This is a genomic window from Senegalia massiliensis (genome assembly GCF_900626135.1).
Taxonomy (GTDB): domain Bacteria; phylum Bacillota; class Clostridia; order Tissierellales; family SIT17; genus Anaeromonas; species Anaeromonas massiliensis.
Window position 1 is genome coordinate 1,191,243 of sequence record NZ_LR130785.1, and the last position, 22,640, is coordinate 1,213,882.

Sequence of the window (22,640 nt, forward strand, 5' to 3'; positions counted from 1 at the left end):
TGGTGGATAATATGATAGATAAAGATATAATAAAATTTGCATGGACGAGTTTGTGGAGAAGAAAACTTAGAACTATATTAACTCTTATAGGGATTATGATAGGTACAGCAGGAATAATAACTATGGTTTCTTTAGGAGTAGGACTAGAGGAAAGTGTTACAGGAGAATTTGAAAGTGGAAATATGACTAATATTGAAGTTTATCCTGGAGTTAATATGGGACCTAATGAAGGAGATAGTGTAAAGATATTAAAAAAAGAACATGTAAATGAATTAAAGCAGTTAGAAGGAGTAAAAGCAGTTACTCCTATATATCAGACTTATGGTGAATTAAATATAGGTAGAGAAACTATATCAGCTACTTTTACAGGTATAGATACAAAGGAGATAGATGAATTAGGATATGAATTAGAAGAAGGACGTTTTCCAAGGAATAACTCTATTCTATTAGGCTCAAGCCTTTCAGAACAAATATCTAATGAAAGTGAAAAAGATTTACTTAGAAGTTCTTCTTCTATTAGCTTTTCAGAGGGCATTTCAGAAGTAGAAGAGGAAACTTCAAAGAAATATAGAACTAGAATTACAGGAATATTAAAATCTACTGGAGGAGCAGAAGATTATTCTGCTGTAATGGATATAGATGAACTAGTAGATATTGTAGAAGAAAAGCAAAATGCTAGAGATATAATAGAAAAAGAAGGCTATTCTAATATTAGAGTAGTAGCTAATGATATGGATGAGATAGATAGACTATCAAAAGAAATCAATGATAAAGGTTATATGGCTTATTCTACAAAAGATATGATAGAACAAGTAGGTAGTGTATTTAAATTTTTACAACTATTTCTTGGAGGAATAGGAAGTATAGCTCTTATTGTAGCAGCGGTAGGTATAACTAATACAATGATAATGAGTACTTATGAAAGAACAAAAGAAATAGGGGTAAACAAAGTAATAGGAGCGTCAGTAAAAGATATACGAAAACAATTTTTATATGAAGCTACGTTTATAGGATTATTAGGTGGAATAGCAGGGCTAATTCTAAGTTATATATTATCATTTATAATCAATACTGTAGCTAAAATATTCATGAATGGTCTTGAAAATAATATTACATCTATTCCAATATGGCTAGCATTATTTGCAATTATTTTTTCTGTAATTGTAGGAGTATTATCAGGATTATACCCAGCCAACAAAGCAGCAAAAATAAGTGTGTTAGAGGCACTTAGGCAAGAGTAATCATGAAGGAAAGGTTCATATGTCCATATTAAGTACAATACTCACATATTTATTTTTCATATTTCTATATTCATTATTCTTAGGTGCATTTTATTTTAGTAGTCATATGAAATCAAATGTAGTATTTGGCTATAGAACTTCTAGTTCACTTAAAAGTGAAGAAAGTTGGAAATATGCTCAGAAAAAAGCTTATAAAATATCCAAAATACTTTTTATAGTTATGGCTATTATAACTGCTATATCTGATGTAATATTTTATTATATAGAAAAAGATATAGAATTTGTATTTGAATATAATATTGTTTTATTTGTTATATTCTTTATAGCTTTAATAGTTCAGGTGGAATATGATTTAAGAAAAGAGTTTAAATAATATATTAAAGAACCTGTGGTCAATTTTGACCACAGGTTCTTTAATAAACTACATTTATACCTTCATTTTTAAATATATCAGCTGCCTTTTCTATGGCTTCATCTGATGGGGTAGGGGTATTCTTTAATTTATATTCATATCCAAGCTCTTCCCATTTATATTCGCCCATTTTATGAAAGGGAAGTAGTTCTACTCTTTCTATATTTTTAAGAGGGGAGAGGAATTTAGCTAAATTTTTTATATCTTCATCTTTATCAGTAAGACCTGGAACTAATACATATCTAATCCAAGCAGGTTTATTTATTTCTGATAAATACTTAGCTAGTTTTATAGTAGGGTCATTATTTACCCCTGTTAAATCTTTATATAAATTAGGGTTAAATGATTTAATATCAAGTAATACTAAGTCAGTATATTCAAAGACTTCTTTTGTTTTATCAAGTGGAATAAATCCTGATGTATCTATTGCTGTGTGAATTCCTTCTTCTTTACATCTTTTAAATAATTCTTTTGCAAATTCTGGTTGAAGTAGTGGTTCGCCACCTGTTAAAGTGACACCACCACCAGAATATTTCATATATGATTTATATTTAATTATTTTTTCCATAAGTTCATCTACTGATATTTTTTTTCCATCATTCACTTTCCATGTATCTGGATTATGACAATACTGACATCTTAAAGGACAGCCTTGAGTAAATACTACAAATCTTACACCAGGTCCATCTACTGTACCACATGTTTCTATTGAATGAATGTTACCTTCTATATTCAAACTTACACCTCCTATTAAGAGATAAATATATTAACTTTAAGCTCTTTTATGGAATGTTCTATTTATTACATCTAATTGTTGTTCTCTTGTAAGTTTAATAAAGTTAACTGCATATCCTGATACTCTTATTGTTAATTGAGGATATTTTTCTGGATGATCCATTGCATCTAATAGAGTTTCTCTATCAAATACATTTACATTTATATGATGACCTTTATCATGGAAATATCCATCTAATAGTCCTGTTAAATTATTTGTTCTATCATCTATTGTTTTTCCAAGAGCTTTTGGCACAATTGAGAAAGTGTAAGAAATACCATCTTCTGAATGTTCATAAGGTATTTTTGCAACTGATGCCATTGATGCTATAGCTCCATTTGTATCTCTGCCATGCATTGGGTTTGCACCTGGTGCAAATGGCTCTCCAGCTTTTCTACCATCTGGAGTACTTCCTGTTTTTTTACCATATACTACATTTGATGTAATAGTTAATATAGATAAGGTGGGGATAGAATTTCTATAAGTTTTATGCTTTCTAAGCTTATTCATAAAATCTTTTACTATAGAAGTAGCTATTTTATCTACTCTGTCATCATTATTACCAAATGCAGGATATTCACCTTCTATTTCGTAATCTATTGCAAGACCTTCACTATTTCTAATAACCTTAACTTTAGAATGTTTAATTGCAGATAATGAATCTGCTACAACTGATAATCCTGCTATACCACAAGCTGAAGTTCTTACTACATCTTTATCATGAAGTGCCATTTGTATTCTTTCATATGAATATTTATCATGCATATAATGAATTATATTTAGAGTATTTATATATAGTTGTGATAGCCAATCCATTACAAGATCAAACTTTTCTGCAACTTCTTCATAATTTAGATATTCTGAAGTAATAGGTTCAAATCTTGGGCCTATTTGAGCACCGCTTTTTTCATCTTTACCACCATTTATAGCATATAGGAGAGCTTTTGCAAGGTTTGCACGTGCTCCAAAGAATTGCATTTGTTTGCCTATTTTCATAGCTGAAACACAGCATGCTATTCCATAATCATCACCATAAGTTTCTCTCATTAAATCATCATTTTCATATTGAATCGAACTTGTATCTATAGATACTTTAGTAACAAATTTTTTAAAGTTTTCTGGTAGTCTTTCTGACCAAAGTACAGTTAAGTTTGGTTCTGGAGCAGGACCTATATTATATAATGTATGAAGAATTCTAAAGCTTGTTTTACTTACAAGAGTTCTTCCATCTATACCCATACCACCTATAACTTCTGTAACCCAAGTAGGATCTCCTGAGAATAACTCATCATAAGAAGGAGTTCTTAAAAATCTTACCATTCTTAACTTCATAACAAAATGATCCATAATTTCTTGAATTTCTTTTTCTGTTATAGTTTTATTTTTTAAATCTCTTTCAAAATATATATCAAAAAATGTAGTTACTCTACCAAGTGACATAGCAGCACCATTTTGTTCTTTTACTGCTGCAAGATAACCAAAATATGTCCATTGTACAGCTTCTATAGAATTTTTAGCAGGATTTGATATATCAAATCCATATTTAGCTGCCATTTCTTTAAGTTCCTTTAAAGCATATATTTGTTCGGAAATTTCTTCTCTAAGTCTTACAACATCTGCTGACATAAAGTCCATATCTAATTGTTTCTTTTCATTTTCTTTTTCTTGGATTAATCTATCTATACCATATAGAGCTACTCTTCTGTAGTCTCCAATTATTCTTCCTCTACCATAAGCATCTGGAAGACCTGTTATAACTCCTGAACGTCTTGCACGTCTCATTTCATGAGTATAAGCATCAAACACTCCATCGTTATGTGTTTTTCTATATCTATTATCAAATATAGCTGAAGTTTCTTTATCTAATTCATATCCATAAGCATCTAAAGATCCTTTTACAACTCTTATACCACCAAAAGGCATAATAGCTCTTTTAAGAGGTTTTTCAGTTTGAAGCCCCACAATACGCTCCAAATCCTTATCAATATATCCTGAATCATGGGAAGTTATAGTAGAAATTATTTTTGTATCTGCATCTAGTATTCCTTTTTCTCTTTCTTCTTTCATAAATTCAGATACTTTATCCCAAAGTTTTATTGTATTTTTTGTTGCCCCTTCTAAAAATGAATCATCACCTAGATAAGGGGTATAATTACTTTGTATAAAATCTCGTACATCTATTTCATCTGTCCAATTACCAGTTTTAAAATCTTGCCATTCTTTATTCAATATTAAAACCTCCAGTAAATTTATTTTTTTTGGATACTGAATATTGTATACAATAACTTTTGCTTTTATTATAGCATATGAAAATCATTTGTAAAGGTTATTTTTATTATTTTGTACTTATAATATATTTTGTGTATGTAGAAATATTTTATTCAATATGATATATGGTTTTAGATTTTATATTATCAATATATTTGGTATACTAAAGGTATAAATCAAGTAAAAAAGGTGGTAGTGTGAAATGAATATAGAAACTAACAAAGAATTCTTTATTTATAACAATGAACTGTCTAATAATAAAGAATTAAAATTAAAAGAAGGAGAAAAAGTATATGAGGTTATTAGAGTTATTAATGGAGTACCTCTTTTTCTAGAAGAACATATAGAAAGATTAAAAAAATCTATTGATTTGATAGGATATAGTTCTCAAATAAATGAAGAAACCCTAAGAGAAAATACTTATAAACTTATAAGCAAAAATGATGAATTTAATATGAATATAAAAATTATATTAAATTATTATGGTGTTAATTTTGAATCTGTATTCTTTTTTATAAAAAGTAATTATCCAGAGGAAAGAATATATGATGAAGGTGTAGTTACTATTACAATTAAGGCTATGAGAGATTTACCTAATGTTAAAAAAGTAAATAATACTTTTAAAACAAAAGTAAAAGAAAAGTTAAAAGAAAAAGATGCATATGAAGCATTACTTATAGATGAAAAAGAGTATATTACAGAGGGAAGCCGTTCAAATATGTTTTTCATAAAAGGAAATGAAGTTTATACAGCTCCAAAAGGAGAAGTACTTTTAGGAGTTACAAGGGCTAATATATTAAAAGCGTGTGAAAGTTTAGATGTAAATATAGTTGAAAAGAATTTAAAATTAGAAGAGCTTAATAATATTGATGGTATTTTTATGAGTGGCACATCTGTAGGTGTATTACCTATAAAAGTAGTTGATGATATAAAATATAATTCAGCTAAAAATACAGTAATAAAAAATATAAGGAGAGAATATAATAAAAGAGTAGATGAATATATAAAGAAAAATAAAAATTTTCTAAAAAAACAGTTGTAATAGGAAAATTTGTGTGATACAATAATAACAAATAGATTAAAGGAGGTCGTTTAGATGATGATAAGAAAAGATTTAAAAATTAAAAAAATTGAATATAAAGAACGACCTGCGATTTATAATTAAATTAGCTTTACATAAATTATATTTGTAATAAATATCGCAGGAATACTGCGATTTATTTATATACTTTTAGAATTGGATATTTAAATAGCCGCAGAACTGCGGCTATTTTTGTGCCTTTATAAAAAACCGCAGTTGATACTGTGGTTTTTTATTGTCTAATTGTAATAAATGTAACAATGTATTGTTGTTACACATATTAATAAAGAGGTGAGGTGATATTATGTTTTTAGTATTTGAAACTAGTAATATTTTAAATGTTTCAAAAGAATCAACAGAATTAGATTTATTTAACAAAATAGAATCATGTAAGTATTAGCCATTAAAGAGTATAGGTGGTGATATTATGTTTAAAGTTTATGATGGTATAGAGGAAGAACTAGGCTATAAAATTGGCTATTATGAAGAAAAGTAAAAAAATGAAGTTATATAATTAGGAGGTGAAATCATGAATAATATAATTGATAGACTAATAAACATGAGCTCTACAAAAAGAGATTCTGGATTAGATGAATATACTAAAATAGAATTTAATAAATAAATTTTAAGATAAAGGAGGTTAATGATATGATATTGATTAGTAAATATTTAATTGATACTAAAGAAAATATTGGTATGAAGGAGCAATTGATCATAGAATCTACAATTAAAACTTAGTAAAATGCGACAATTGTCGCATTTTATTTTTATATTTTAATATTTATTAAATTAAAGTATAATATATAATAAAGAAAGGTGGTTAGATGACAAAAGAATATATATTAGAAGGAAAACTATCTATAGAATCTGCTATAAAAGCAAAAAGCAGAAGAATTAGTAGGATTTACGTTGATAAAGATAAAAAAAGTAGAAGAATTAAAAATTTTATTAGTTGGGTTGATAGAAAAGGTATTAAAATAAAAAAAGTAGACGGTGAAGTAATTGATGAGATGACGAAAGGTAAAACTCATGGTGGTATTATAGCGAAGGCTAGCGAGAAGAGATTTTTAACTTTAGAAAATCTTATTGAAGATAATGATAATCCTTTTATTGTAATGTTAGATGGTATAGAAGATCCGTATAATTTTGGATATGCAGTAAGAAGTCTTTATTTAGCTGGTGTAGATGGGGTAGTAGTGAAGCCGAGGAATTGGATGGAAGCTACTAGTATTGTTGCCAAAGCTTCAGCAGGTACTACAGAACTTATGCCTATGGCTATAGCAGAAGATATAGATTATGCTGCAGAATTTTTTAGTAGCAATGGATTAAATATAGCAGCTACTGCAAAGAAAGATTCAAAATCATTATATGACGTAAATTTAGATATACCTACATTTTTACTTATTGGTGGAGAGAAAAGAGGAATAACTAGATCGTTTTTAGATAAAGCAGATACTATAATTAGTATTCCTTATGGTAGAGATGAAGGGATTTCACTTGCAGCTACTTCAGCAACTTCAATAATCGCATTTGAAATGATGAGGCAAAAAAATAATAAATTGAAATGAAATATTAATTAGCTTTTTATAGAGAAATATAATATAATTAAAATATAGCATCCAATGGAAAACTTTAGAAAAAAATTTATGTTTATGGATATTAAACTTAGATATAAAAGTTAAATCTAAGTTTAAGCTAAGTTAGGGGGCTAAAAATGGGTATATTAAAGAAATTTATGCAAAGCGAAAACACATGTTATATTTGCCAAGATAATCCATTGGATAAAGAATTAATTTATGACGTAAAAATTAAACAGTGCTATCATATGGAATGTCTCAAAGAACAATCTATTAAAAAAATTCAAAATGCCATTACATCAGTTGATGATATTTAGTGTTAAAAGAAGTATAGAAATTTTTCTATACTTCTTTTTTTATTAATAACTGTAATCTTATTGTAATTAAAAATTTACTATATCAAAATAATGAGTGGGTATAAATAAAGTATGGTATAAAATAAAACAAGTTTAAATATTATAAAATGGGGGTGAAAATATGAAAGACAAAAAAATCCTTTTACTTTTTTGTATTATAACTATAGTGCTTATAATTTCACTTACTTTAGATAAAAAAGATATTGAAGGAATAAAAAATATAATTGTAATAGAAAAAGAAGATGAAGAAATAAGTAAAAATAATAAAGAAAAAGAAAATGAAAAAACAAAAGATTATAAAAAAGAAAATGAAGAAAATAGAGATAAAAAAATATATATAGAAAAACAAGGTGATAAAACATATATAAAATCAAAATTAGAATCAATAAATCCTATAACAGATTTATCTTGGACTAATAATAATTCTTTTAGTTTTAATTTGACATTTGAAGATGAAAATATTAAAAATATAATTTATAAATATGATTCAGAAAAACAAAATCTTGAAAAGATATTTCATATTGATGGAACTATTTGGGAATGGAAAAAAGTAAATGAAGAAGGTATAGTATATTCAAATGATGGTTTTGATGGATTATTTTATATGAAAGATAAAGATAAGAAGATAAAAATATCTGAATCTCAAGAATGGTATAATATTTCGCCAGATGGTAAAAAAGTCATCGTAAATGGAATACCGAGAAAAAGTAATGTAGAAAATAATGAAAGATTTATATACTATTTAGAAAATGACAAATTTAAAGATGCAAATTATATACCTGATATTGATTATGTATATTCTTATATTGCTGCTAGCTGGAGTCCTGATTCTATACATATTGTATCTCAAATACCAGGTAGAGATGATATTATAAATATAATAGATATAAATGAGGGAATAGAAAAAGAATTAAAATTTGGAAATAGTAAGTTGACTCTTCCTACTTGGTCTAATGATGGTAAAAAATTAGCATTTTTAATCCAATCGTCTAAATATGATGAATATATATTAAATGATTTAGAGATGAATTATCTCTTGTCTGATAAGATAGGAATATATGATACTGAAACTAAAGAAGTGAAAATAATTAATTTAGAAGAGAAATTAACTACATCAAGAATTTATTGGCCACAAGAAAGCAATTCAATTATCATAGAAACTGCAAAAATAAAAAAACTAAATAATATTATAAGTAGAAGTGTAAAAAAAATAGATGGTAATGTAGAACATATATCCATATTAAATGAAAACAAAGATACAATACTTGAAGATCAAATTGATATAAGTGAAGACTATCCTGTGCATAAAATCACGCCTTTAAAATTATTTAATAATGGAATCTTTTTATTTATGGATATTGATAAAGATGTTAAAAATATAAATATTATGGATATTAATAAAGGGGAAATTTTATCAGAAAACATAGGATATGTATATGATATTAGTATTAATAAAAATGATATATATATTGTTACGGATGAAGGAATATTTGTATTTAATGAAAACTTAAAGATAAGTAACTTGCTAAATTTTAAAGAAAATTATGGAGAAAATATTTTAAATGTAGATGCTAATATATCACCTGATTATAAAAAAATAGCATTATATGTTCAATATGATATGAATTCTAAAGATAAAACTTTTATAGAAATAAAAGATTTAAAATAAATGTTTAATAAAAATAAGGAAGGGTAATATAAGAATAGGATGTTAATGATAATAATTATCATCTAATAATAATAACTTAAAATTTGACATTTTAAAACTTAAATTCATTTAAACTCCCCCTAAATAGACCAGCAACGCTGGTCTATTTTTATGCATAAAACGTGAAAAATTCTTGTAGCTGTGGTAAAATATATTTAAAGAAACGGAGGACAATTATGAAGAAGAAAAGGTATAATAAGCTTATAAAAAATAGATTAATAGTATCTTCATTAATCTTATCGATCCTAGTATTTATCTTTATAATAAGACTAGGTTATTTACAGGTTGTAAAAGGTGAGAGCCTTAGTAGCAAAGCTATTCATCAATGGACTAGAGATATAGAATTAAAACCTAATAGAGGAGATATATATGATAGAAATGGTAAAAAATTATCTACTAGCGTTTCTTTATATACTGTATCTATTATTCCTCAAAACATATCTGAAGAAAAACATGAAGATTACATAAACAAGATTTCAAAAATAATAGATATAGAAAAACAAAAGGTTGAAATAGCATTAAAATCAGATAAAAATTGGTATGAGATAAAAAGGTATGTAGAAACAGAAAAAGCAGAAAAATTGAAAGAAGAAAATTTAATAGGAGTTAGTATTGATGAAACAAGTAAGAGGTATTACCCTTTTGATGATTTTCTATCTCAAGTCATTGGAAATACAAATAGAGATGGAGTTGGTCAATATGGAATAGAAAAATATTTTAATGAAATATTGATGGGTAATCCTGGTAGGTGGATTAAAACAGTAGATGGTAATAGGATGGAGCTTCCATATAATTATCAGAAAAAATATGAACCTGAAGACGGTAAAAACTTAGTATTAACTATAGATGAGAGAATACAACATTTTGCTGAAAATGGAGCAGAAAAAGCTTTAAAAGATAATAAAGCAAAAAGAGCATCAGTACTTGTAATGGATCCTAAAACTGGTGAAATTCTTGCTATGGCCTCTAAGCCTGGATATAATCCAAACAATAGAATGGTTTTAAATTATGATCCTCAATCTCCTTGGATAGATTTAGGAGAAGAGTATAAAGAAAAATTTAGTGAAAAAAATTGGGAAGAAAAAGAAGATACATTGTATGATATGTGGAAAAATACTCTTGTATCAGAAATATATGAGCCTGGTTCAACATTTAAATTATTAATTGCTGCAGCAAGTTTAGAAGAAGGACTTGTAAATACAAATGAAAAATTCTTCTGTGATGGTAAAGTAACTCAAGTTCCTGGAAACATAACTTGTTTAAAAGCGCATGGGGAACAAACATTAGAGGAAGCACTTGAAAATTCATGTAATGAGGTGCCAGTAGTATTAGGTTTAAGATTAGGTAAAGAAAAAATAGTAGAATATGCAAAAGCTTTTGGAATGGGGGATTTAACAGGCATAGAATTACCTTCTGAAATTGGAGGCTTAGTTAAAAGTGAAAAGACAATGAAAGATGTAGATATAGCTACTATGTCATTTGGACAAGGTATAGCTGTAACTCCTATTCAACTAATAAATGCAGTTTCTTCTATAGCAAATGACGGGAAGCTAATGACTCCAAGAATTGTAAAGAACATAGTAGATGATGAGGGAGAATCAGTAAAAGAGTTTGAATCCACTTATAAAAGACAGGTCATATCTAAAAAGACAGCTGAAACTATGATGGATATGATGGAGTCTGTAGTATCTAATGGTTCTGGAAAAAATGCATATATAGAAGGCTATAGAGTAGGCGGTAAAACTGGAACAAGTCAAAAAGCTATTGATGGAAAATATGTAAAAGGTAAACACGTGGCTTCTTTTGTTGGAGTTGCTCCTATGGATGATCCAAGAGTTTCTGTTTTGACTATTATAGATGAGCCAAAGGGAAGTGTTCATTATGGTGGCACATTAGCTGCACCTATAACTAAAGAAATAATAGAAGAATCATTGACGTATCTCAATGTACCAAGAAGAAAAGTAGAAGATTAAATATAATTTGAACAATTAAATTATAAATAAATAGTATAGTTAATATAATTAAATCTAGTTAAAAAGTATTAATCATTGATTATAGTAATATAAATAATAACAAAACAAAATAAAATGTTGGTACGTGGAGGGCTTAATATGTACGATATATTAAATGTAGGTTTAGATATAGGATCTACTACTATAAAAATGATAGTTTTAGATTCTCAATTTAATATACTCTATAAAAATTATATAAGACATTTTTCTGATATTAAAAAATCAGTTATATCAATGTTTGCAGATGCTCAAAAAGTATTACAAAAGAAAAAAATTACAGTTTTGATAACAGGCTCAGGAGGTCTTTCAATATCTAAAAATTTAAATGCTGAATTCATACAAGAGGTTGTAGCATGTACTAGTTCTATAGAAAAATATATTCCACAAGCAGATGTAGCTATAGAATTAGGGGGTGAAGATGCTAAAATAACTTATCTTGGTGAAGGATTAGAGCAAAGGATGAATGGAACTTGTGCAGGAGGAACAGGTGCATTTATAGATCAAATGGCTTCACTATTAGAAACTGATGCATCTGGATTAAATGAATTTGCAAAAAATTATAAAACAATTTACCCTATTGCATCTAGATGTGGAGTTTTTGCAAAAACCGATATACAACCTTTATTAAATGAAGGTGCAAGAAAAGAAGATATTGCAGCTTCAGTTCTTCAAGCAATAGTAAATCAAACAATAAGCGGATTATCACAAGGTAAGCCTATAAGAGGAAGTGTAGCCTTTTTAGGTGGCCCATTATATTTTATGTCGGAACTTAGAAAAAGATTTAAAGAAACATTGAAATTAAAGGATGAAGATATAATATTTCCTGAAGACTCTCAGTATTTTGTTGCAATGGGAGCGGCTCTGTCTTCTAGAGAACAAGAACCTGTTCCATTTGAATGTTTGTATGAGAGAGTACCAGGCATATATAAAATGAATAGAGGAGAAGTACAAAAAATTAAGCCATTATTTGATAGTGAAAATGAATATAAAATATTTAAATCACGTCATGATAATAATAGAGTAGAGAGAATAGAATTAAAAGACTATAAAGGAAATGCATTTTTAGGAATTGATGCAGGTTCGACTACGACTAAATTGGCATTAATAGATGAGAAAGGAAGGCTTTTATATTCTTATTATGGAAGTAACACAGGTAGTCCTTTAAATTCCAGTATAAGAGCTTTAAAAGACTTGTATAATAAATTAAATGATAATATCCATATAGTTAATTCTACAGTTACAGGATATGGAGAACATTTAATAAAATCTGCTTTAAAAATCGATATAGGGGAAATAGAAACTGTAGCACATTATAAGGCAGCTGATTTTTTCCTTCCAGGTGTAGATTTCATACTAGATATCGGTGGCCAAGATATGAAAAGCTTAAAAATCAAAAAAGGTGTTATAGATTCCATTATGTTGAATGAAGCGTGTTCTTCTGGATGTGGATCTTTCATAGAAACTTTTGCAAAATCTTTAAATATGGATATTAAAACTTTTGCAAGAGAAGCATTATTTTCAAAACATCCTGTAGATTTAGGTAGTAGATGTACGGTGTTTATGAATTCAAGGGTTAAACAATCACAAAAAGAAGGGGCAGATATAGGAGATATATCAGCAGGCATTTCAATATCAGTTGTAAAAAATGCATTATACAAAGTTATTAGACTTCGTTCACCTGAAGAATTAGGTGAAAAAATAGTTGTTCAAGGAGGAACTTTTTATAATGATGCAGTTTTAAGGGCTCTAGAGATTATTTCAGAAAGAGAAGTTGTAAGACCAGATATTGCTGGAATAATGGGAGCATTTGGAGCAGCTCTTATTGCAAAGGAAAAGTATAATTTTAATCACAAATCTACATTAATAACAAAAGAAAAAATTGATGATTTTAAAATAGATACTAATATAGATAGATGTAAACTTTGCGGGAATAATTGTTTACTGACTATAAATAATTTTTCTGATGGCAGAAAATATATATCAGGAAATAGATGTGAAAGAGGGGCAGGGTTAGAAAAAAAGAATAACGATATTCCAAATTTATATGAATATAAATATAAAAGATTATTTAAATATAAGTCTCTTTCAAAAGATGAAGCCATAAGAGGTGAAATCGGAATACCTCGAGTATTAAATATGTATGAAGATTATCCTTTTTGGTTTACTTTATTTACTGAATTGGGTTATAGAGTTAGAATATCTAGAAGATCTTCTAAAGAGGTTTATGAAATGGGAATGGATAGTATACCTTCTGAATCAGTTTGTTATCCAGCTAAATTAACACATGGTCATACAATGGATTTGATATACAAAGGAGTCGATAAAATATTTTATCCTTGTATTCCTTTTAATATTAAAGAAGATAAGAATTCCGATAATCATTATAATTGCCCTATTGTAATTTCTTATCCTGAAACTTTAAAGGCAAATGTAGAAGATATAAACGATAAAAACATCAAATTTTATAATCCTTTTTTACCACTAGATAATAAAGATAAATTAATTAAAAGATTAATAGAAGAGTTACAAGAAGAAAATTTATCTAAAAGAGAGATAAAAAATGCAGTGGAAGCTGCATATAAAGAATTAGATAAATTTAAACTGGATATTAAAAAAGAAGGTATAAAAACCTTAAAATACATCGAAAAAAATAATATTAAAGGAATAGTTTTGACAGGTAGACCTTATCATATAGATCCAGAAATTAATCATGGAATACCACAAATGATAAATTCCTTTGGTATTGCTGTAATCCCAGAAGATGCTATAGATGATATTGAAGAAATAAAAAGACCAATTAGAGTTGTAGATCAATGGGTATATCATTCTAGAATGTATAGAGCGGCAGAGTTTGTGGCAAAAACAAAGAATCTAGAGCTTGTTCAATTAAATTCTTTTGGGTGTGGGTTAGATGCAGTAACTACTGATCAGGTAAATGAGATTTTAGAACAATATGGGAAAATTTATACTGTTTTAAAAATAGATGAAATAAATAATTTAGGTGCTATTAAAATTAGAATTAGATCACTTATAGCAGCTATGGATGAAAGAGACAATCAAAACTTTATTCCTAAAAAATTATATGATAATGATAAGAAGAAATTATTTACAAAAGAAATGAAAAAGACTCATACTATATTGGCACCTCAAATGGCTCCTATTCATTTTGAGTTATTAGAAGCTTCAGTTAAAAGTGTAGGATATAATTTGGAGATTTTACCATCAGTAGACCATAAGGCTATAGATGAAGGACTTAGATATGTTAATAATGATGCATGTTATCCTTCTATTATAACAGTAGGTCAAATTATGAATGCTTTAAAATCTGGTAAATATGATTTAAATAACACTTCAGTTATAATATCTCAAACAGGTGGAGGCTGTAGAGCAACAAATTATATAGCTTTTATAAGAAAAGCCTTAAAAGATGCTGGATTAAATCATATTCCAGTAATTTCACTTAATGCATCAGGATTAGATGAACAACCAGGGTTTAATGTAAGTTTAAAAATGGCTATCAAAATGGTAAAAGCTCTTGTATATGGTGATTTGCTTATGAGAGTATTATATAAAGTTAGACCATATGAAAAAGTTAAAGGTTCATCAGATAAATTGTATAACTTTTGGATGGATAAATGTAAAAATAGTTTATCAAGTGAACATAAAGATAATTTTAAAGAAAATATTTATTCTATAGTATATGATTTTGATAAATTAGAGATAATTGAGGATATGATTAAGCCTAAAGTAGGGGTAGTAGGAGAAATACTTGTTAAATTTCATCCAACTGCAAATAATAATATAGTAGAATTGTTAGAAGAAGAAGGAGCAGAAGCAGTAGTGCCTGATTTATTAGATTTCTTTTTATATTCTTCCTATAATAATAATTTTAAATATGAAAAATTGTCAGGTAGTTTAAAAAATAAATTTTTAGGCAATATTTCAATAAAGGCTATTGAGTTTTTACGGAAAGATATGAAAAAAGCATTGCAGAAAAGTAAAAGATTTAATGAACCTAAAAAAATAATAGAACTTGCTGAATCAGCAAAAGAACATTTATCACTTGGACATCAAACAGGTGAAGGATGGTTTTTAACTGCTGAAATGGTAGAATTAATAGAAGAGGGAGTAGAAAATATAGTTTGTTTACAACCATTTGCATGTCTTCCTAATCATATAACAGGAAAAGGAATGATTAAAAAATTAAGAAAATCATATCCTAAATCAAATATAGCAGCCATAGACTATGATCCTGGAGCAAGTGAAGTAAATCAATTAAATCGTATAAAACTTATGCTTGCTGTAGCATTTAAAAACTTAGAAACAACTAAACAAGAAGATAAAGAAGTTCTTCAGACAAATGAATAGCAAAATTTTAAGGCCCGAAATAAGGGCCTTATTCTTTAGATTTTAAGTTAAATAAGTGCTGAACCTACTAATATCGCTATTAGAAGTATTAAAGCACCTATTAATAGATATAATGTTTTTTTTCTAATGAAAAAAATTTTACTCATTAAATCACCTCTTATTTATCTATATGATGGAAAGAATTATAACCTTATAGTATAATTTATTTAAGAGAAATAATATATATTACTAATATAAGATATAAATTTTTAGGAGGGATGAAATGGAGTGGTCGATAAAAACTTATGATGAATTAACTAAAGATGAACTTTATGAAATATTAAAAAAGCGAATAGATGTTTTTGTTGTAGAACAAAATTGCCCTTATGATGAAATAGATAACAGAGATAAAGATTCTTATCATATATTTTTTAAAAAAGATAAGGATATAATTGCATATTTAAGAGTATTAGAGCCTGGGATATCTTTTGAAGATGTTTCAATAGGAAGAGTTTTAGTAGATAAAAACCAAAGGGGTAATGGTCTTGCTATAGAAATGATGGATAAGGCTATTGATTTTATAATAAATAATTTAAGATATGATATAATCAGAATTTCTGCCCAAGAATATTTAATTAGTTTTTATGAAAACTTAGGATTTAAAAAAGTTTCAAATGTATATTTAGAAGATGATATACCTCATGTTGAAATGGTATATCAAAACTATAAAAAATAGGAGATGATTATATGACTGTAAAAATAATTGCAGACAGTGGATGTGATTTACCAAAAGAAATAATAAAAGAATTAGATATTGAAATATTACCTTTATCTGTAATAATAGATGACGAAGAATATAGCGATGGTGTTGATATGAACCCTAAAGAGCTTTATAGACTCATGAAAGATGGGAAAGCTCCAAAGACAGCACAAGTATCTCCAGGAACATTTAAAAATACTTTCATTAAATATGCTAAACAAAATAGAGAAGCTATTTATATAGGATTTTCATCACAATTATCAGGGACCTTTAATACTGGTTATCTTATGAAAGAAGAGGTATTAGAAGAATATCCTAAATCAAAAATAGAGGTTTATGATACACTTGCTGCTTCACTTGGTTGTGGTCTTATAGTACATAAAGCAGCATCTTTAGCAAAAGAAGGAAAGTCTATAAATGAAATTTTAGAACGAATTGAGTTTTATAGTAATCACATGGAGCATGTATTTACGGTAGATAATTTAGAATATCTTTATAGAGGTGGTAGAGTAAGTAAAACTCAAGCATTTGTAGGTGGACTTTTAAGCATAAAGCCTATATTAAATGTAGAAGAAGGTAAATTAATCCCTATTGAAAAAGTTAGAGGTTCAGGTAAAGTTATGAAAAGAATGATAGAAATAATGACTAAAAGGGGAGTAGATTTAAAAAATCAAACAGTTGCTATAAGTCATGGAGATGATTTAGAAAAAGCTAATGAGTTAAAAAATATGATGCAAGAAAAATTTGGAATTAAAGATTTTGTAATTAATATGATAGGATGTTCTATAGGGGCACATTCAGGACCAGGTACACTTGCAATATTTTTCTTAAATAAAACAAAATAAAATAATAGGCTAAATTTAGCCTATTATTTTATTTTGTTTGGTTCATTAAATTCATAGCCATTTAAATCTACAGTCATTAGATTTATTTTTGGTTCATTTAAGGGTCTATCATTATAGCTAGTTTCCATTTCTGCTATTTTATCTATTATTTCTATTCCTTCTACTACTTTTCCAAATGCTGCATATTGACCATCTAGATGTGGAGAATCTTTATGCATTATAAAAAATTGACTACCAGCTGAATCAGGATGAGCTGATCTTGCCATAGAAATAACTCCCTTTTCATGTTTAAGATCATTTTTAATGCCATTCCCACTAAATTCACCTTTGATACTATATCCAGGTCCACCTGTTCCACTACCTTGAGGACAACCACCCTGAATCATAAATCCTTTTATAATTCTATGGAAAATAAGTCCATCATAAAAATTTTCTTTTATTAAAGAAATAAAATTATCAACTGTATTTTTAGCTATATCAGGATACAGTTCTAATTTGATTTCATCTCCACTTTCCATTTTAATAGTTACAATTGGCTTTTTACTCACAATATCATCTCCTAATAAATTTATATCAACTATATTATACACTAACAACATATATATATCCTAATTATATTTAAAATAATTATAGCATACTATTAGATTAATTATGAATTATAGGGTAATATAGTATTATGAATAAAATTTAGAGGTGATTTATATGACAAAATTATATTTAACAAGACATGGTCAAACTCAATGGAATATTGAGGCACGCTTTCAAGGGCAGATGGGATCTCCGTTGACACAAAAAGGAATAAAAGATGCAGAAAATTTAAGAGATAGGTTAAAAGAAGTTGAATTTCAAGCAATATATTCTAGTCCTCAATCACGTGCATATGATACTGCAAATATAATAAAAGGAGATAGAAAGATTAATATCATAACAGATGATAGATTAAAAGAGATGAATTTTGGTGACTGGGAAGGAATTAAAGGAGATGAAATAAAGAAAAAATATTTTAAAATGTTTGATAATTTATGGAACTCACCAATGGATTACAAACCTAATAGTGGAGAATCATATAAAGATGTATATAATAGGGTTATTCCTGCAATAGAAGATATTAAAAAACAACATGATGGTAAAGTACTTATAGTAGCTCATGGGATAGTGCTTGCAATTATAATGATGTATGTTGAAGGTAGAACTATAGATAACTTATGGAAAGAACAAGTGCTACCTAATACTAGCCTTACAATAGTAGAAGCAGAAAATGATAAATTTGATATAAAAATGTATGGGGATACAAGTCATTTTAGTTAAAATAAAAAAAATTAAAAAAAGTACTTGATAATAATTATCAACTGTGGTATTATATTTATAGAGTTGAGAATGACTCTCAATTAAACAATAAAGTAAATTAAGGTGTTGAATAATATATTACCCCCATTATCAATACCTACCCGTTTAAGTAAATTCATAATTTACACAATTCCATAGTAATATTTAAAAGTATATCTTGCCGATAATACTTTAATGAAACCTCCCAATGTGGAGTAACCCCTAGAAACGGAATCTAGGGGTTATTTTTTTATAAAAATTTGTGTATAAGCATATAATTAGAGTATAATATACATATTGTATAATATATGATTGAAAGGAGATATTTTATGAAAAGATCGTTGTTAATAGTATTAGTTGTGATAGTTGTTGTTTTAATAATTCCTATTATGTTTTTAGCTGGGAGTTATAATGACTTAGTATCATTAGATGAACAAGTTAATGGTTCATGGGCTCAGGTAGAAAACCAATTAAAACGTAGAGCAGATCTTATACCTAACTTAGTAGAAACAGTGAAAGGTTTTGCAGATCAAGAAAAAGATGTATTAATTGGAGTTACTGAAGCAAGAAGTAAAGTTATGAAAGCAGATTCACCTGAGGAATTTGCTGATGCAAATAATCAGCTTACAAATGCCCTACAAGGACTTAATGTAGTGGTAGAAAGATACCCAGAGTTAAAGTCTAACCAGAATTTTATTCAACTTCAAGATGAATTAGCTGGTACAGAAAATAGAATAGCTGTTGCAAGAAAGGATTATAATGAATCAGCTAAAATTTTAAACAGTAAGATAAGAAAGTTTCCAACAAATATTGTAGCAGGAATATTTGGAATAGATAAAAGAGAATATTTTGAGGTATCTGAAGAAGATCAAGAAGTACCTGATGTAGAATTTGAATAGGTGATAGAATATGATCAAAAAGATGCTCACTATATTTCTATTATTTTCCATAGTATTTAATTTTAACATATCTATTGCCGCAGATTTTGAACTTCCAGAACCTAGTTATGAATACTATGTTTATGATGAAGCAAACATTATAGAATCTGATGTAGAAGAACATATTATAAATAAAAATAAAAATTTATATAGTAAATATGGTGCACAAGTAGTTGTAGCTACTGTCAATTCACTACAAGAACGTTCTATAGAAGAATTTGCTAATGAATTGTTTAGAGAGTGGGGAATTGGTAGTAGTGAAGAGGATAATGGAGTACTTTTATTAGTAGCTCCAAATGAAAAAAGACTTAGGATAGAAGTAGGATATGGATTAGAAGGAGCACTTCCTGATGGAAAAGTGGGACGTATTCGAGATGAGTATTTAAAACCTAATTTTGGAAATGAGAATTATAGCAAAGGTATACTTTTAGCATTTGATAATATAACAAATGAAATAGAAAATGAATACTTAGGTATAAATAAAGAAGAGAATATAGAAGAAAATAAGCCTAGTAATCAGTCAAATGGTTTTAGTACACTCCAGAAGATATTTATAGGGTTACTCATTATTATATTAATATTTATAGACTTTAGATTCTTTGGTGGTTTTTTGACTTATATGCTAATAAGAAGTATAGGAAGAGGAAGAGGATCTGGAAGAGGAGGTGGCGGCTCTTCAGGAGGAGGAGGCTCTTCAGGAGGAGGCGGTGCATCCGGTGGTTGGTAAAAAGAAAAGTAGTATAAGACAGATTTTAAAATCTGTCTTATACTACTTTTAATAAATTATTTTCCATACTAAGACTCAATGAAACTTTCTTTTTACCATATTGTTCAAATTTAATTGTGAGTATATCTTTATCAATATCAAGTACAATTCCTTTTCCAAAGGATTTATGAATTATATTGTCACCGTTATTTATACCTAAAGATTGATTTGATATTATTTTTTCTAATTCAGCTATAAATCTTGACATTAATACCTCTTCTCCATCACGAGATTTATATGTAAGAAGTTTCAGATCTTTTTTAGCACGAGTCATGCCTACATAAAAAAGTCTTCTTTCTTCTTCTATTGGTTTTTTATTTCCCATTTCATATTCGTCAATACTATTACTATTAGGAAATTCACTGTCAATTAAATCAATCATAAATACTCTTTCAAACTCTAATCCTTTTGCTGAATGAAAAGTTGATAGCCTAACCTTTTCTTCACCATATTCTCTATTTTCATATAGAGCTTTTTTTATATAATTTAACCTATCTATTAAAAGAATTGGAGACTCTAGATCTCTACAAATAAGTTTGATTGTAGAGATTATTATCTTTATATTTTCATAAGATTGTCCATATCTTTTAGAATTTTTTCTTAGGAATTCATCATATTCCAAATCGTATAATATAGAGTCAATTGCTGTTTTTGCATTTAATTTTCTAATGACTTTAAATTTATCTCGTATTCTTTTAATATTATTTTTCTGATAAATTTTTAAATCAGGAAAGTTTAATAGGTTATGGAAAATAGATTCATCTATATCTTTACTTTTAATAAAATTTATTTGTTTTTTAGAAATATATCCATTCATTCTATAATATATCTTTTCAAAACTATTTATATCAGTTTCATCATAGGATAATTTTATAAAAGATAATATATCTCTTACTATCCAATGATTAAAAAATGTTATTTTAGAATCCCTTACAAAAAAAGGAATATTATTTTTAAGTAATCCATCAACTATGGATATAGTAGAAACATTATTTCGAAAAAGAATTGCTGAATCATGACTATTATTTTTGAGATTATCAAATAAATATTCGTATTGCTTTTTTTCATCTTTAAATTTAATAATTGTTACAGGTGATTCTTCACTATTTTCAGTATATAAGTTTTTATTATATCTAATAGTATTATTTGTAATAAATTTATTTGAAGTATCAACTATATTACTACTAGATCTATAATTTTGTTCCATAAAAAATTTCTTAGAATGAGAGTATTTTTTTTCAAAACTTAATAAATACTCTGGATAAGCTCCTCTAAACCCATATATACTTTGATCATCATCAGCCACAATGAATAGATTGTTTTTTGGACTTGATAAAAGACTAATTATTTTATGTTGAGCTTTAGAAGTATCTTGTCCTTCATCTACTTGTATATATTGATATCTTTGTTTTAAGTTATTTAATATAAGAGGATTTTTTTCAAATATATTAATAGTTAATGAAAGCATATCATCAAAATCTATATAGTTATTTTTCTTTTTATAATTTTCATATTTAGCATATATCTTTTTAAAATTATTTATTTTTAATTTTTTATATTGTGTAAAGTCATCTTCATTTAGCAACATATTTTTTACAAATCCCACTGCATTTAATAATTCTTCTAACTTTTCTTCAGAAGGCATAGAATTATTTAATTCCATATATAGTTTTTTTAGTATAACAATTTTATTTACAGGAGAATTTTTACCTTCAATTAAAGTATAATAATCATTACTGATTTTTGAATAATATCTTATAACACTGTATGCAAAGCTATGAATTGTAGAAAAGTGTACTTTTCTACCTAAATTATTACCAAATACTTTTGAAAATCTACTTTTCATATCAATAGCAGAGGCTTTACTAAAAGTTACAGACAATATATTTTGTGGATTTATATTATGATTTAAAATCAAATTAGCAGTTCTAGATATAAGAACAGTAGTTTTACCAGCACCAGGTACTGCTAGTACTAAAGCTGGTCCATTTTTATGTAATACTGCTTCACGTTGTTGAGAATTTAAATTTATATTAAAATTACTTGATAAATTGTCAAAGAAATTATTAGACAATAGTGACACTCCTTTATCTATAATATAAAAGTATATCATAAAAAAGTTTATACTAATACAGCAATAACAATAAACTCGACATAATGGATATATTTATGCTATAATAACATATAATATTAGTATCAGGTACTAATAACTAGTATTAAATTAAGAG

The 22,640-nt window shown here is 27.2% G+C and carries 17 protein-coding genes; 13 read left to right on the forward strand and 4 right to left on the reverse strand.

Features of this window, described 5'->3' with window-relative positions:
- Window positions 1–11 precede the first annotated feature (11 nt).
- Entirely contained in the window at window positions 12–1,241 is a 1,230-nt protein-coding gene (locus E0D94_RS05840) for an ABC transporter permease (RefSeq protein ID WP_130806347.1), read from the forward strand.
- 19 nt (window positions 1,242–1,260) lie between these two features.
- Window positions 1,261–1,614 (forward strand): SdpI family protein, encoded by a 354-nt coding sequence (locus E0D94_RS05845; protein WP_130806348.1) that lies wholly within the window; start codon window positions 1,261–1,263, stop codon window positions 1,612–1,614.
- Window positions 1,615–1,654: 40 nt separating this feature from the next.
- On the opposite strand, the gene pflA is transcribed toward E0D94_RS05845, so the two are convergent.
- Window positions 1,655–2,389: a pyruvate formate-lyase-activating protein gene (gene pflA, locus E0D94_RS05850; protein ID WP_207289651.1), complete on the reverse strand. Its 735-nt coding sequence runs from the start codon at window positions 2,387–2,389 to the stop codon at window positions 1,655–1,657.
- 36 nt (window positions 2,390–2,425) lie between these two features.
- Window positions 2,426–4,657 carry a formate C-acetyltransferase gene (gene pflB, locus E0D94_RS05855; protein ID WP_130806350.1) on the reverse strand — a complete coding sequence of 744 codons (2,232 nt, stop codon included), beginning with the start codon at window positions 4,655–4,657 and terminating at the stop codon, window positions 2,426–2,428.
- Window positions 4,658–4,898: 241 nt separating this feature from the next.
- Between pflB and E0D94_RS05860 the strand changes: the two genes are divergently transcribed.
- The 8 genes from E0D94_RS05860 (at window position 4,899) to E0D94_RS05890 (ending at window position 17,382) form a co-directional block, all read left to right on the forward strand.
- A complete protein-coding gene (locus tag E0D94_RS05860) occupies window positions 4,899–5,738 on the forward strand; it encodes an aminotransferase class IV (RefSeq protein WP_130806351.1) in 840 nt (279 codons plus the stop codon).
- 863 nt (window positions 5,739–6,601) lie between these two features.
- Window positions 6,602–7,345 (forward strand): TrmH family RNA methyltransferase, encoded by a 744-nt coding sequence (locus E0D94_RS05865; protein ID WP_130806352.1) that lies wholly within the window; start codon window positions 6,602–6,604, stop codon window positions 7,343–7,345.
- A gap of 167 nt (window positions 7,346–7,512) precedes the next feature.
- A complete protein-coding gene (locus E0D94_RS14760; protein WP_165442880.1) occupies window positions 7,513–7,671 on the forward strand; it encodes a hypothetical protein in 159 nt (52 codons plus the stop codon).
- 160 nt (window positions 7,672–7,831) lie between these two features.
- Window positions 7,832–9,379: a PD40 domain-containing protein gene (locus E0D94_RS05870; protein ID WP_130806353.1), complete on the forward strand. Its 1,548-nt coding sequence runs from the start codon at window positions 7,832–7,834 to the stop codon at window positions 9,377–9,379.
- Between the two features lie 215 nt (window positions 9,380–9,594).
- A complete protein-coding gene (locus tag E0D94_RS05875; RefSeq protein WP_130806354.1) occupies window positions 9,595–11,391 on the forward strand; it encodes a peptidoglycan D,D-transpeptidase FtsI family protein in 1,797 nt (598 codons plus the stop codon).
- A 138-nt stretch (window positions 11,392–11,529) separates the two neighbouring features.
- Window positions 11,530–15,798 carry a 2-hydroxyacyl-CoA dehydratase gene (locus E0D94_RS05880; protein WP_130806355.1) on the forward strand — a complete coding sequence of 1,423 codons (4,269 nt, stop codon included), beginning with the start codon at window positions 11,530–11,532 and terminating at the stop codon, window positions 15,796–15,798.
- Window positions 15,799–16,060: 262 nt separating this feature from the next.
- A complete protein-coding gene (locus E0D94_RS05885; protein WP_130806356.1) occupies window positions 16,061–16,513 on the forward strand; it encodes a GNAT family N-acetyltransferase in 453 nt (150 codons plus the stop codon).
- Between the two features lie 11 nt (window positions 16,514–16,524).
- On the forward strand, window positions 16,525–17,382 hold the full coding sequence (locus E0D94_RS05890) for a DegV family protein (RefSeq protein ID WP_130806357.1): 858 nt from the start codon (window positions 16,525–16,527) through the stop codon (window positions 17,380–17,382).
- A gap of 23 nt (window positions 17,383–17,405) precedes the next feature.
- Here E0D94_RS05890 and E0D94_RS05895 read toward each other — a convergent pair whose 3' ends face one another.
- Window positions 17,406–17,900, reverse strand: coding sequence for a peptidylprolyl isomerase (locus tag E0D94_RS05895; protein WP_242620523.1), 495 nt, complete (start codon window positions 17,898–17,900; stop codon window positions 17,406–17,408).
- Between the two features lie 184 nt (window positions 17,901–18,084).
- Here E0D94_RS05895 and E0D94_RS05900 point away from each other — a divergent pair, with 184 nt between their 5' ends.
- The 3 genes from E0D94_RS05900 to E0D94_RS05910 all read left to right on the forward strand — a co-directional run bounded on the left by E0D94_RS05900 (window position 18,085) and on the right by E0D94_RS05910 (window position 20,373).
- Window positions 18,085–18,690 carry a histidine phosphatase family protein gene (locus tag E0D94_RS05900; RefSeq protein ID WP_130806359.1) on the forward strand — a complete coding sequence of 202 codons (606 nt, stop codon included), beginning with the start codon at window positions 18,085–18,087 and terminating at the stop codon, window positions 18,688–18,690.
- Between the two features lie 347 nt (window positions 18,691–19,037).
- On the forward strand, window positions 19,038–19,607 hold the full coding sequence (locus E0D94_RS05905; protein ID WP_130806360.1) for a LemA family protein: 570 nt from the start codon (window positions 19,038–19,040) through the stop codon (window positions 19,605–19,607).
- Window positions 19,608–19,617: 10 nt separating this feature from the next.
- Complete coding sequence (locus E0D94_RS05910) at window positions 19,618–20,373, forward strand: TPM domain-containing protein (protein ID WP_130806361.1); 756 nt, start codon at window positions 19,618–19,620, stop codon at window positions 20,371–20,373.
- A gap of 37 nt (window positions 20,374–20,410) precedes the next feature.
- Here E0D94_RS05910 and E0D94_RS05915 read toward each other — a convergent pair whose 3' ends face one another.
- Window positions 20,411–22,486, reverse strand: coding sequence for an ATP-dependent helicase (locus E0D94_RS05915; protein WP_242620489.1), 2,076 nt, complete (start codon window positions 22,484–22,486; stop codon window positions 20,411–20,413).
- Window positions 22,487–22,640 lie beyond the last annotated feature (154 nt).